Genomic DNA, 13,440 nt, shown 5'->3' on the forward strand with positions numbered 1-13,440 from the left:
CTGCGTAACATCTGTGACACCCTTAGCAAAAGGTGTCAACAGCCTTCTGACACATCCTTAAGCTGGTTTACACTGCATAAACCTTCCCGTAAAATGCGCGCACACTTAAACGACAATAGAGCCCTTTGTCATTGAGGTCGTTAAATGAGACTCAGTAAATACAATAAAAGTTTGGGGATTTTGTCATTAATTGCAGGCGCTGTATTACTCAGTGGCTGCGATAGTGCGTTGTTAAATCCCAAAGGACAGATTGCACTGGAGCAACGTTCGTTGATTCTGACAGCTTTCGGCTTGATGATGATCGTCGTTATCCCCGCAGTCTTCATGGCGGTGTTTTTTGCCTGGAAATATCGGGCAACCAATACTAATGCAACATATAGCCCTAACTGGTCACACTCGAACAAAGTGGAAGCCGTGGTTTGGACCATTCCGATCCTGATCATTGTTTTCCTCGGCGTGTTGACCTGGAAATCAACCCACGCGCTGGAGCCGAGCAAACCGCTGGTTTCTGACGTTAAGCCGGTTGAGATCGACGTTGTTGCGCTGGACTGGAAATGGCTGTTTATTTACCCAGAACAGGGTATTGCGACCGTTAACCAGATTGCCTTCCCGGCAAATACTCCGGTGAACTTCAAGATCACCTCCAACTCCGTAATGAACTCCTTCTTTATTCCTACTCTCGGCAGCCAGATTTATGCGATGGCCGGTATGCAAACCAAACTGCATCTGATCGCCAACGAGCCAGGAACATTTGACGGTATCTCTGCGAACTTCAGTGGTCGCGGGTTCTCTGGCATGAAGTTCAAAGCCATTGCAACGAAAGACGATGCGGAATTCCAGCAGTGGGTTGCCAAAGTTAAAGCGGCACCTAACACGCTGACCACCATGGATGATTTCGAGAAAGTGGCTGCGCCAAGCGAAAATCATCCGGTGGAATATTTCTCTACTGCTAATCCAGAACTGTTCAAGCAAGTTATTGATAAGTTCATGATGAGCCACGGGAAGATGGACATGCCAGAACATAAAGGTATGGACATGAGTCACGCCGCTTCCGCGGGAGCCGAGGAATAATACGATGTTCGGAAAATTAACACTGGATGCAGTGCCATACCACGAACCCATTATCGTGGTTACGGTCGCCGCTATCATCTTAGGTGGTTTGGCGCTGGTTGCGGCCATTACCTATTTTGGTAAGTGGCAGTACCTGTGGTCAGAATGGTTCACCTCCATCGACCACAAAAAACTGGGTATTATGTACATCATCATGGCTTTCGTCATGTTGCTGCGCGGCTTTGCCGATGCGGTTATGATGCGTACCCAACAAGTGATGGCTTCCGCCGGAGAAGCCGGCATTCTACCGCCGCACCACTACGACCAGATCTTCACCGCTCACGGCGTGATCATGATCTTCTTCGTGGCAATGCCATTCGTGGTAGGTCTGATGAACATCGCGGTACCGCTGCAAATCGGTGCACGTGACGTTGCCTTCCCGTTCCTGAACAACCTGAGCTTCTGGTTTACCGCGATCGGTGTGATCCTGGTGAACATCTCTCTGGGTGTGGGCGAGTTCGCGCAGACTGGCTGGTTGGCTTATCCGCCGCTTTCGGGTGCGGAGTACAGTCCTGGCGTCGGGGTCGATTATTGGATCTGGAGTCTCCAGCTATCCGGTATCGGTACGACCTTAACCGGTATCAACTTCTTCGTTACCATTCTGAAGATGCGTGCACCGGGGATGGACCTGTTCAAAATGCCGGTGTTCACCTGGGCATCACTGTGTACTAACGTCCTGATCATCGCTGCGTTCCCGGTACTGACCGTTACGCTGGCACTGTTGACACTTGATCGTTACCTTGGCTTCCATTTCTTCACCAATGAAATGGGCGGTAACATGATGATGTACGTCAACCTGATTTGGGTCTGGGGTCACCCAGAAGTGTACATCCTGGTTCTGCCGGTGTTTGGTGTCTTCGCTGAAGTCACTGCAACCTTCTCTAAAAAGCGTCTGTTCGGTTACACCTCTCTGGTGTGGGCGACCATCGCGATTACCGTTCTGTCGTTCATCGTTTGGCTGCACCACTTCTTCACCATGGGTGCTGGCGCAAACGTAAACGCCTTCTTCGGTATCATGACGATGATCATCGCCATCCCGACCGGCGTGAAAATCTTCAACTGGCTGTTCACTATGTATCAGGGTCGCGTTGAGTTCCACTCAGCGATGCTGTGGACCATCGGCTTCCTGGTTACCTTCTCTATTGGTGGTATGACAGGTGTTCTGCTGGCGGTTCCGGGTGCGGACTTCATTCTGCACAACAGCCTGTTCCTGATTGCGCACTTCCATAACGTTATTATCGGTGGTGTGGTATTCGGTTGTATGGCTGGCGTGACCTACTGGTTCCCGAAAGCATTCGGCTTCACGCTGAATGAAAAATGGGGTATCCGTGCGTTCTGGTTCTGGATCATTGGCTTCTTCGTTGCCTTCATGCCGCTGTACGCATTGGGCTTCATGGGTATGACTCGTCGTATCAGCCAGGACATCGATCCACAGTTCCACTCACTGCTGGTGGTTGCAGCAGGCGGCGCGGCACTGATTGCTTGCGGTATCCTGTGCCAGATCACTCAGTTCTACGTTTCTGTGCGTGATCGCGATCAGAACCGTGACCTGACCGGTGACCCGTGGGGCGGCCGTACGCTGGAGTGGGCAACCTCTTCACCACCTCCGTTCTACAACTTTGCTGTGATCCCTCATATCCACGAGCGTGATGCGTTCTGGGAAATGAAAGAGAAAGGCGAAGCATACAAGCAGCCAGAAAAATATGAAGAAATTCATATGCCAAAAAACAGCGGCGCAGCCATTGTTATCGCGGCCCTGATGACTGTCTTCGGTTTCGCTATGATCTGGCACATTTGGTGGCTGGCTGGCCTTACCTTCCTGGGCACTATCGTGACCTGGATTGTGAAGAGCTTCGATGAAGACGTGGATTACTACGTACCGGTTGCCGAAGTCGAGCAGATCGAGAAGAAGCACTTTGACGAAATCAGCAAAGCAGGTCTGAAATAATGTCAACTGAAACTGCAAAACACCACCACGACGCCCATGCGGAGCATGGGCATCACGATGCAGGAGCCAATAAAGTCTTTGGTTTCTGGATCTACTTGATGAGTGACTGCATTATCTTCGCAACCTTGTTTGCGACCTATGCAGTAATGGTCAATAACACCGCCGGTGGCCCGGCAGGTAAAGACATCTTCGAACTGCCGTTCGTACTGGTTGAAACCGCGCTGCTGCTGCTTAGCTCCATTACTTATGGTATGGCAGTGATCGCGATGAACAACCAGAACAAAGGTTCGGTCATCAGCTGGTTAGCGTTGACCTTCCTGTTCGGTGCTGGCTTTATCGGCATGGAAATCTATGAATTCCATCACCTGATCAAAGAAGGCTTCGGTCCGGATCGCAGCGGCTTCCTGTCAGCGTTCTTCACGCTGGTTGGTACGCACGGTCTGCACGTGACCTCAGGCCTGATCTGGATGGCTGTGATGATGTTCCAGATTTCTAAACGTGGTCTGACTGCAACCAACCGCACCCGTATCATGTGCCTCAGCTTGTTCTGGCACTTCCTGGATGTGGTGTGGATCTGCGTATTCACCGTTGTCTACCTGATGGGAGCCATGTAATGAGTCATTCTGTTAACGAACATGGCGCTTCGCACGGTAGCGTGAAGTCTTACATGATCGGCTTCATCCTCTCTATCATCCTGACCGGTATTCCGTTCTGGATGGTAATGGATGGCGGCGCTTCACACGGCACTATTCTGGGTGTGGTTCTGGTGTGTGCGGTAGTTCAGGTGCTGGTTCACCTGGTCTACTTCCTGCACTTGGATAGCAAATCAGAAGGTGGCTGGAACATGGTGGCCATTGTCTTCTCAGCACTCATCATCTTGATTGTTGTCGTAGGCTCACTGTGGATTATGTGGAACCTCAACTACAACATGATGGCCCACTAAAGAGTCGCGTAATGATTAAGCAATACCTGCAAGTAACAAAACCAGGAATTATTTTCGGCAATTTAATTTCTGTGATCGGTGGATTCCTGCTGGCTTCGAAAGGCAGCATTGACTACCCCCTGTTTCTCTACGCATTGGTAGGCGTGTCGTTGGTTGTCGCATCAGGTTGTGTTTTCAACAACGTGATTGACCGCGATATCGATATCAAAATGGAGAGAACGCGGAATCGTGTTCTGGTCAAAGGCCTGATCTCGGCGAAAGTAAGCCTGGTTTATGCAACCGCATTGGGTATTGCTGGCTTTGCGTTGCTATATTTCGGCGCTAACCCGCTGGCCATGTGGCTGGCGGTGATGGGCTTCGTGGTCTACGTAGGCGTTTACAGCCTCTATATGAAGCGTAACTCCGTCTACGGCACGCTAATTGGTAGCCTTTCTGGCGCAGCGCCGCCGGTGATTGGCTACTGCGCAGTGACCAACCAGTTTGATGCTGGCGCGTTGATTTTACTGGCTATCTTTAGCCTGTGGCAGATGCCGCACTCGTATGCGATTGCCATCTTCCGCTTTAAAGATTACCAGGCTGCCAACATTCCGGTGCTGCCGGTAGTGAAAGGCATCTCAGTGGCAAAAAATCATATTACGCTGTATATCCTGGCGTTCATGATTGCCACGCTGATGCTGACGCTGGGCGGTTACGCGGGCTACAAATATCTGGTTGTCGCTGCTGCGGTAAGCGTATGGTGGCTCGGAATGGCGCTTTCAGGTTACAAAACCTCAAACGATAAAGTTTGGGCGCGTAAGCTGTTTGTGTTCTCGATTGTCGCTATCACCGCGCTGAGCGTGATGATGTCGGTTGATTTCATGACGCCGGCATCAAAAGACCTGCTGACTTACGTCTGGTAAATTCAGCACGCAACGACTGCAAAGGGCGCGAATTTCGCGCCCTTTCTTTTTGTTACCACTGCTTAAGATCAAATGTTTTACCCGCCCTGCCCTGCTGCCTAAAATGGGCGCAGCAAATTACAGAGGTTGGAATGAACGACAATAGAATGACGCCAGTAGAGCTTCGGGCTACATGGGGTTTAGGCACGGTTTTTTCCCTGCGCATGCTGGGAATGTTTATGGTTCTGCCGGTATTGACCACTTACGGCATGGCATTACAGGGCGCCAGTGAAACCTTAATTGGTCTGGCAATTGGTATTTATGGTCTGGCACAAGCGATATTCCAGATTCCTTTTGGTCTGCTTTCCGATCGCGTCGGCCGCAAGCCGCTGATCGTTGGTGGGCTGTTACTCTTCGTACTCGGCAGCGTAATTGCAGCACTCTCCACCTCCATTTGGGGCGTCATTTTAGGTCGTGCGCTGCAAGGTTCCGGGGCGATTGCCGCAGCGGTAATGGCGTTATTATCCGATCTCACCCGCGAACAGAACCGTACCAAAGCGATGGCCTTTATCGGCATCAGTTTTGGCGTAACCTTTGCGATTGCGATGGTGGTTGGCCCGATTGTCACCCACGCGCTGGGTTTGCACGCGCTGTTCTGGATGATTGCGATCCTCGCCACGCTCGGCATCGTCATTACCTTATTAGTGGTGCCAAACGCCCCCAACCACGTATTGAATCGTGAATCGGGCATGGTGAAAGGCAGCATCCGCGCGGTATTGGTTAATCCGAAATTATTGAAACTCAACATCGGCATTCTGTGTCTGCACATTTTATTGATGTCGAGCTTTGTGGCGTTGCCAGGTCAGTTCGAACAGGCCGGACTCCCAGCGGCGGAACACTGGAAAGTATATCTGGTCACCATGCTGGTGGCGTTTGTTGCGGTGGTGCCGTTCATCATTTATGCCGAAGTGAAACGCCGCATGAAGCGCGTGTTTGTTGGTTGCGTGGCGTTGATCGTGATTGCCGAAATTGTGTTGTGGGGCGCAGCAGGTCATTTCTGGACATTAGTGATCGGCGTGCAATTGTTCTTTCTCGCCTTCAACCTGATGGAAGCGATTCTACCTTCATTGATCAGCAAAGAATCACCGCCGGGCTATAAAGGCACCGCAATGGGCATTTACTCCACCAGCCAGTTTATTGGTGTGGCGATTGGCGGCAGCATGGGCGGTTGGATCTTCGGTCATGTTGATGCGCAAACGGTATTTTTGGTTGGCGCGCTAGTCGCCGCCGCGTGGTTGTTTGTGGCGATGTCGATGCAAGAGCCGCCGTATGTCAGCAGCTTGCGCATCATGCTGAGTGATGCGGTTCTGGCGGTGCCAAACCTCGAAAAACGTTTGAAAGCCCAGCCAGGCGTTGCTTCGGTGTTTATCGTGCCGGAAGAGAAAAGCGCCTACATCAAAATAGACAGTAAAGTGACGAGCCGCGTCGAACTTGAGGCGCTGCTCGCCAGCTGTTAATCCATGTACAGATTGTAGCGGCGCAATTTATTGCGCGATGAATCGCGCCGCTACAAAAACCTGCGATCCTTATAGCGACAGATCCACCACAATACGCCCCTCAATCTTACCTGCGTGCATGCGCGCAAAGATGTCGTTGATATTGGTCAGCGGCTCCACCGCTACGGTGGCTTTCACTTTATGACGACCGGCGAAATCCAGCGCCTCCTGTAGGTCCTTACGTGTGCCAACGATAGAACCGCGCACCGTAATGCCATCCAGCACCATATTGAAGATCGACAGATCGAACTTACCGGGTGGCAAGCCGTTCAGCACCATGGTGCCGCCACGACGTAAGGTTCCAATTGCCTGCTCGAAGGCTTTTGGTGATACCGCCGTCACCAGCACGCCATGCGCGCCGCCGAAGCTTTCCTGGAACACTTTGGCCGGATCGACATTCTTAGCATTCGCCACCACGCTGGCACCGAGACGCTTAGCAAACTCCAGTTTCTCGTCATCAATGTCCACCGCCGCCACGTTCAGCCCCATCGCCACTGCATATTGCACCGCCATGTGACCCAAGCCACCGATACCGGTAATAACCACCCAATCGCCGGGTTTGGTGTCGGTCATCTTCAGTCCTTTATACACGGTAACGCCCGCACACAAGATTGGCGCGATTTCGTTGTATTCAACATTATCAGGGATGATGCCAACATAATTAGCATCAGCCAGGCAATATTCGGCGAAGCTGCCGTTCACAGAGTAACCGGCGTTTTGCTGCGACAGGCACAAGGTTTCCCAGCTATCCAGGCAGTGTTCACAGTGACCGCAAGCGGAATAGAGCCACGGCACGCCGACGCGATCGCCCAGCTTAAGATGTTTAACGCCCTCGCCCAGCGCGACAACCTGGCCAACGCCTTCATGCCCAGGAATAAACGGTGGATTGGGTTTGATCGGCCAATCCCCTTCCGCCGCATGTAAATCGGTATGGCACACGCCTGTGGCGGCAATCTTCACCAAAATCTGTCCCGGGCCAACCTGCGGCACCGGCACCTGCTCAATCACTAACGGTTCGCCAAAGGATTTCACGACTGCGGCTTTCATGGTGGTTTTAATTTGCATATTCATCTTTCACTCTCCATTTGATCGGATGCGGACTCAGAACAGGCCCAAAGGCGCGGTGCCATAGCTGACCAGCAGATTTTTGGTTTGTTGATAGGCGCTGAGCGCCATCTTGTGCGTCTCACGACCAACACCGGATTGCTTGTAGCCGCCGAATGCCGCATGAGCGGGATAGATGTGATAGCAGTTGGTCCACACGCGACCGGCTTTGATGCCGCGTCCCATGCGATACGCCAGATTGGTATCGCGCGTCCATACGCCCGCGCCGAGACCAAACTGCGTTTCGTTGGCAATCGCCAATGCTTCAGCCTCATCCTTGAAGGTGGTCACGCCAATCACCGGGCCAAAAATCTCTTCCTGGAAACAGCGCATCTGGTTGGTTCCTTTGATTAAGGTCGGCTGGATATAAAATCCGTTATCCAGTTCGGCGGCGACGCTTGCACGATCGCCACCGGTCAGAATTTGCCCGCCTTCATCACGTGCGATGTTGATATATGACAGGATTTTGTCGAATTGCTGACGTGACGCCTGCGCACCGATCATGGTGTCAGTATCCAGCGGATCGCCACGACGAATATTGGTGACTTTGGCGATCACGCGTTCCATAAACGGCTGATAGATCGATTCGTGGATCAGCGCACGCGATGGACAAGTACAGACTTCGCCCTGATTAAAGAAGCCCAGCACCAAGCCTTCCACCGCTTTTTCGATAAACTCCTCTTCGCCTTCCATCACATCGGCGAAGTAGATGTTGGGCGATTTACCGCCTAGCTCAACGGTACAAGGAATGATGTTTTCCGCCGCACACGCCATGATGTGGCGGCCCACCGGCGTAGATCCGGTGAACGCGATTTTGGCGATACGCTTGCTGGTCGCCAGCGCTTCACCGGCTTCGCGACCAAATCCTTGCACCACGTTGAGCACGCCAGCCGGGAACAGATCGCCAATCACTTCCATCAACAAGGTGATACCCAACGGCGTTTGTTCCGCCGGTTTCAGCACCACGCAGTTACCCGCCGCCAGTGCTGGTGCCAATTTCCATGCCGCCATCAACAACGGGAAGTTCCACGGGATGATCTGCCCAACCACGCCGAGCGGTTCATGGAAATGATACGCTACGGTGGTTTCATCGATTTCAGCGGTACTGCCTTCCTGAGCACGCAGGCAACCGGCGAAATAGCGGAAGTGATCAACCGCCAGCGGCAGGTCGGCATTCAGGGTTTCACGGATCGGTTTACCGTTGTCCCAACTTTCCGCCACTGCCAACATTTCAAGATTGGCTTCAATGCGATCGGCAACTTGCAACAGCAAGTTCGCGCGATGCTGCACACTGGTTTTTCCCCAGGCGTCAGCGGCCTGATGAGCAGCATCCAATGCAGAATCGATATCGCGCGCATCTGAACGCGGGAACTGGCCGATATCGCTGCCATTCACTGGCGAGGTGTTAGTGAAATATTGGCCGCTGAGCGGCTCTACGAATTTGCCCGCAATGTAATTGCCGTAAGTCGCCTGAAGTGAAACCAGTGCGCCGGGCGTGCCGGGATGTGCATAACGCATCGCAAACTCCTTAATGTAGGGTCAGATATTCTGAACTGGCAGCGGCAACCTGGGGTCAACAGGCTACACAGCCCGCTGCCATGTCTGATATTGCATCCGGCGTGCCAGTTTTTTTCAGCTGGCGAATTAGCTAAAAATCGTCATATCTATCATTACGTTGCAAAACTAATCGCCCATTGTTCTTGCTTAATCAGCGAGGAAAGATCGGCATCTGTGTTGCGTATCGCAACAGTGCAGAAACGGAACCGCTACAATGTCGCAACACTTTTAGCTGGCATGAGGTCATCAATGCAGGGAAATTCATCCGCTTCTGCTGTTACCGCCAACCCGCTGTTAAGCGACTCCTGGTTCCGTAGCCAGCTGTATGGCCTTGACCGCACCGCCGATGATTTTCCTCGCGTTCGTCAAAGTGAATTGGCTGACTTGCTCGCCAGCAATGCCGGGTTACAGCAATTCGCCCAGCCGGTGATCAAACAACTGGCGCAGAAGCTCGCCGAAAAGCAATCGGTGCTGATTCTCTCCGACGCCACCGGTTTGGTGCTGAATACCTTTGGCGATATGCCGTCAATGGAGAAAGCGCAACGTTATGCGCTGGCACCCGGTAATTTGTGGAGTGAATGCGGTCGTGGCACCAATGCGATTGGTACCGCGCTGGCGATTGATGATGGCTGTGAAATCGATGGGCATCAGCACTTCCTGACGCTCAACCAAGGCCTGTATTGCGCCGCCATGCCGCTGCAAATGCCAAACGGTCAGATTGCGGGCGTGCTGGACATTTCAGGCCCGGCACACTTCCCGCATCCGCATACCTTTAGCTGGGTGAAAGCCGCCGCGAAGCAAATTGAATATTTGTGGGTGAAGCAGAGTCTGCATCCGCAGCAGTGGTTGATGAGCCTGCACGCTCAGCCGCAAGGCATTGATACCAGTGATGAACTGCTGCTGGTGTTCTCCGATAACGTGCTCACCGCCGCGAATCGTTTGGCGATGCGTGAACTGTCGCTCAGCGTTGAGCAACTTGGCACCCTCACCTTTCAGCAGTTGTTCCCGCAACAACAGCAACAAGCCAATACCGTGCCGGTTCCACTGGATTACGCCGCGCAACGCTTCTATTTCCGCCTGCGCGCACCCAATCGCAGCCATTTCGCCACGCCCGGCGAAGCCGCCAGTGATTTGCCGTTCTCGTTGCGTCGCGATGGCGAAAAGATGGTGCGATTGCTCAATGCTGGCGTATCGCTGTGCATTCACGGCGAAACCGGCAGCGGCAAAGAGTACGTCAGCCGCGCGCTGCATCAGCAAAGCCGCTGGCGCGAAGGCAAATTCGTGGCGATTAACTGTGCAGCGATTCCCGAAGCGCTGATCGAATCTGAACTGTTTGGTTATCAACCCGGCGCGTTTACCGGTGCCAGCAAGAACGGCTACATCGGCAAAATTCGTGAAGCCGATGGCGGCGTATTGTTCCTGGATGAAATTGGCGATATGCCGCTGGCATTGCAAACTCGCTTGTTGCGCGTGTTGCAGGAAAAAGAGGTTGCACCTTTAGGATCAAGTCGCAGCTGGCCGGTGAATTTTGCGGTGATTTGCGCCACGCACCGCGATTTAACTGCGCGTGTTGCTGAAGGGGATTTCCGCGAGGATTTACTTTATCGCCTGCAAGAGTTCTCGATGACTATTCCGCCATTGCGCGACTGGCCAGACGTAGAAGGCTTTATCAGCCGCTTATGGCTGGAATTAGGTGGAGCCGATCGTAATATTCAGCTCGCGCCTACGCTGCTGACAGCTTTAGCGCAGCTGCCGTGGCCGGGCAATGTGCGGCAATTACGCAGTTTGTTGCGCGTGTTGCTGGCGCTGGCTGATGAAGGCGAAGAAGTAACAGAAGTGCATTTACCGGCGGAATATCGTCGTGCGGCACTGCAACCGATTGAGGATCGGCAAAGTCATGATGAGCGGTTGATTAGCGAAACGCTCCAGCGCTTCAATGGCAATGTGAGTAAAACAGCGGAAGCATTGGGTGTCGCGCGCAGCACGCTGTATCGCCGTGCGGCGCGCGACAAACGCGATTAATCGCGGAAGTTTTTGAACTGGAATGGCTGACCGAGGTTACCACCGCGCACCAGCGCCATCGCACCTTGCAGGTCATCGCGTGACTTACCGGTCACACGCAGCTCTTCGCCCTGAATCTGCGTCTGCANAACTGGAATGGCTGACCGAGGTTACCACCGCGCACCAGCGCCATCGCACCTTGCAGGTCATCGCGTGACTTACCGGTCACACGCAGCTCTTCGCCCTGAATCTGCGTCTGCACTTTCAGCTTGCTGTCTTTAATCAGCTTCACCAGCTTTTTAGCGATATCGCTTTCGATACCTTTTTTCAGCTTGGCTTCCACCGTCCAGCTTTTACCGCTGTGCACGATCTCTTCAGGCACTTCAATCGCTGCGCCTTCAATGCCACGCTTCAGCAGCTTTTCACGCAGAATATCCACCAGCTGTTTTACCTGGAAATCAGATTCGCTGCTGATTTTGATGGTCTCATTCTTTTCGTTGAGCTCAATAGTTGCACTCACGTTACGGAAATCGAAACGGGTTGAGATCTCACGGCTGGCATTCTCCACCGCATTTCGCACTTCCGGCAATTCGACTTCTGAAACGATATCGAAAGATGGCATCTTTTCTTCTCCTGATACTAAAGTGACATGCATAATACGCGTCTTGTGGCGCTAATTAAACACGAGACGCGGAAGCTATACTTACAAATCAGACCGGCCAGCGGGAGGCAAAATGAAAATTACCGTGTTGGGTTGTGGCGCTTTGGGTCAGATTTGGCTCGCCGCACTCGCTCGCCAGGGACATGAAGTACAAGGTTGGCTTCGCGTGCCGCAGCCGTATTGCTCGGTCAATGTGATCGATACACAAGGCAACGTTAGCAATCACACTTTTATTGCCAACGATCCACTGTTCCTCGCTGAGAGCCAGTTATTACTGGTGACGCTCAAGGCGCCGCAAGTCTCACCCGCAGTGAAAAACTTACAAAGCGTGCTGCCGGCCCATACGCCAATTTTGCTGCTGCATAATGGTATGGGCACCTTGGATGAACTCAAAGAGTTGCGCCAACCGGTGTTGCGCGGCATTACCACGCACGCCGCAATGCGTGATGGCACGGTGATCAAACACGTTGCGCAAGGCATGACGCACATTGGCCCCGCCAGCCGCGAAGGTGCGGCGTTGAGTGACATCGCCGACATTCTGCATCAGGCGCTGCCGGATGTGGCGTGGCACGACAATATCGCCGCTGCCAGCTGGCGCAAGTTAGCCATCAACTGTGTGATTAATCCGTTAACCGTGGAGCATAATTGCCAAAACGGTGCGCTGCGCGCCTGGCCGCAGCAGATTGCCACTTTGTGCGAAGAGATTGCCTGGGTGATGGAACGTGAAGGCCAGCATATTGCGGTCGATAACTTGCAGGACATTATCTACGACGTGATCGACAACACCGCCGCCAATACCTCGTCGATGTTGCAGGATGTACGCGCGCAGCGTTTGACCGAGATTGATTACATCAACGGTTACCTGCTGCGTCGTGCCCGCGCGCAAGGGATTTCACTGCCGGAAAATACCCGTTTGTACGACCTGATTAAACAAAAGGAGTCCCACTATGAGCGCGAACGTATCGGTGCTGGTTTGCCTGGCACATGGCAGTGAAGAGACCGAAGCGGTCACCACTATCGATCTGTTGGTGCGCAGCGGGATAAGTGTCACTACCGCCAGCGTTGAAAGCGACGGCACGCGCGAAATCGTCTGTTCACGCGGCGTGCGCCTGCTGGCGGATGCGCCGTTGGTTGAAGTCGCTGACAACGATTACGATGCGATTGTGTTACCCGGCGGATTAAAAGGCGCAGAAACCTTTCGCGATAGCCCACTTCTGGTGGAAACCGTGCGCCAGTTTCATCTCTCCAGCAAAATTGTGGCGGCGATTTGTGCCGCGCCGGGCACGGTTTTAGTGCCGCATGACTTATTTCCCGTCGGCAACATGACCGGTTTCCCCGGCCTGCGTGAAACCATTCCCGACAACAAATGGATGGAACGCCGCGTAGTGTGGGATCCGCGCGTTAATCTGCTCACCAGCCAGGGACCGGGTACCGCGATGGATTTCGCCTTGAAGCTGATTGATTTGCTGGTGGATAAAGACAAAGCGCGCGAAGTGGCATCGCAGTTGGTGCTGGCGGCGGGAATTTATAATTATCAGGAGTTTGAAGAGCGCGAATAAAAAAGGTCACCATAAATGGCGTAATGCCGATCAGTTAAGCCAAAAATGATCGGTTGAACGATCCGGCAGTTCTGCAAGAATCCGTAATCTATCAGGGATTACGGATTTTTTTATGTTACTCAG

At 53.0% G+C, this 13,440-nt stretch carries 13 protein-coding genes; 9 read left to right on the plus strand and 4 right to left on the minus strand.

What is annotated here, in order from left to right; translation table 11 throughout:
- Window positions 1-144 precede the first annotated feature (144 nt).
- The 6 genes from cyoA to ACPUC7_RS12855 all read left to right on the plus strand — a co-directional run bounded on the left by cyoA (window position 145) and on the right by ACPUC7_RS12855 (window position 6,396).
- On the plus strand, window positions 145-1,071 hold the full coding sequence (gene cyoA / locus ACPUC7_RS12830; protein WP_494923194.1) for a cytochrome o ubiquinol oxidase subunit II: 927 nt from the start codon (window positions 145-147) through the stop codon (window positions 1,069-1,071).
- Between the two features lie 4 nt (window positions 1,072-1,075).
- Entirely contained in the window at window positions 1,076-3,058 is a 1,983-nt protein-coding gene (gene cyoB / locus ACPUC7_RS12835; protein WP_008103943.1) for a cytochrome o ubiquinol oxidase subunit I, read from the plus strand.
- Window positions 3,058-3,672 carry a cytochrome o ubiquinol oxidase subunit III gene (locus ACPUC7_RS12840; RefSeq protein ID WP_007886985.1) on the plus strand — a complete coding sequence of 205 codons (615 nt, stop codon included), beginning with the start codon at window positions 3,058-3,060 and terminating at the stop codon, window positions 3,670-3,672. Before cyoB ends, ACPUC7_RS12840 begins: the two co-directional genes overlap by 1 nt.
- Window positions 3,672-4,001: a cytochrome o ubiquinol oxidase subunit IV gene (locus tag ACPUC7_RS12845; RefSeq protein WP_343554105.1), complete on the plus strand. Its 330-nt coding sequence runs from the start codon at window positions 3,672-3,674 to the stop codon at window positions 3,999-4,001. Before ACPUC7_RS12840 ends, ACPUC7_RS12845 begins: the two co-directional genes overlap by 1 nt.
- A gap of 11 nt (window positions 4,002-4,012) precedes the next feature.
- The gene (gene cyoE / locus ACPUC7_RS12850; protein WP_343554106.1) at window positions 4,013-4,900 is read left to right on the plus strand and encodes a heme o synthase; all 888 of its coding nucleotides are present in this window, start codon (window positions 4,013-4,015) and stop codon (window positions 4,898-4,900) included.
- A gap of 131 nt (window positions 4,901-5,031) precedes the next feature.
- Window positions 5,032-6,396 carry an MFS transporter gene (locus ACPUC7_RS12855; RefSeq protein WP_494923195.1) on the plus strand — a complete coding sequence of 455 codons (1,365 nt, stop codon included), beginning with the start codon at window positions 5,032-5,034 and terminating at the stop codon, window positions 6,394-6,396.
- Window positions 6,397-6,465: 69 nt separating this feature from the next.
- Here ACPUC7_RS12855 and adhP read toward each other — a convergent pair whose 3' ends face one another.
- Together adhP and exaC are read right to left on the minus strand one after the other, a co-directional pair.
- Window positions 6,466-7,506, minus strand: a complete 1,041-nt coding sequence (adhP, locus tag ACPUC7_RS12860) for an alcohol dehydrogenase AdhP (RefSeq protein WP_494923196.1) — start codon at window positions 7,504-7,506, stop codon at window positions 6,466-6,468.
- A gap of 30 nt (window positions 7,507-7,536) precedes the next feature.
- Entirely contained in the window at window positions 7,537-9,057 is a 1,521-nt protein-coding gene (gene exaC / locus ACPUC7_RS12865; RefSeq protein ID WP_494923197.1) for an acetaldehyde dehydrogenase ExaC, read from the minus strand.
- A 288-nt stretch (window positions 9,058-9,345) separates the two neighbouring features.
- Between exaC and ACPUC7_RS12870 the strand changes: the two genes are divergently transcribed.
- Window positions 9,346-11,118 (plus strand): sigma-54-dependent Fis family transcriptional regulator, encoded by a 1,773-nt coding sequence (locus tag ACPUC7_RS12870; RefSeq protein WP_494923198.1) that lies wholly within the window; start codon window positions 9,346-9,348, stop codon window positions 11,116-11,118.
- Here the strand turns inward: ACPUC7_RS12870 and ACPUC7_RS12875 are convergent.
- Entirely contained in the window at window positions 11,115-11,213 is a 99-nt protein-coding gene (locus ACPUC7_RS12875; protein WP_494923199.1) for a nucleotide-binding YajQ family protein, read from the minus strand. The two genes, ACPUC7_RS12870 and ACPUC7_RS12875, sit on opposite strands and share 4 nt — an antisense overlap.
- Window positions 11,210-11,719, minus strand: a complete 510-nt coding sequence (locus ACPUC7_RS12880; protein WP_494923200.1) for a YajQ family cyclic di-GMP-binding protein — start codon at window positions 11,717-11,719, stop codon at window positions 11,210-11,212. The genes ACPUC7_RS12875 and ACPUC7_RS12880 overlap by 4 nt, the downstream gene beginning before the upstream one ends.
- Before the next feature lie 112 nt (window positions 11,720-11,831).
- Between ACPUC7_RS12880 and panE the strand changes: the two genes are divergently transcribed.
- The gene (gene panE, locus ACPUC7_RS12885) at window positions 11,832-12,752 is read left to right on the plus strand and encodes a 2-dehydropantoate 2-reductase (RefSeq protein WP_494923201.1); all 921 of its coding nucleotides are present in this window, start codon (window positions 11,832-11,834) and stop codon (window positions 12,750-12,752) included.
- Window positions 12,706-13,317: a protein deglycase YajL gene (yajL, locus tag ACPUC7_RS12890; RefSeq protein ID WP_494923202.1), complete on the plus strand. Its 612-nt coding sequence runs from the start codon at window positions 12,706-12,708 to the stop codon at window positions 13,315-13,317. The genes panE and yajL overlap by 47 nt, the downstream gene beginning before the upstream one ends.
- Window positions 13,318-13,440 lie beyond the last annotated feature (123 nt).

Source organism: Pantoea sp. CFCC18179, from assembly GCF_059412405.1.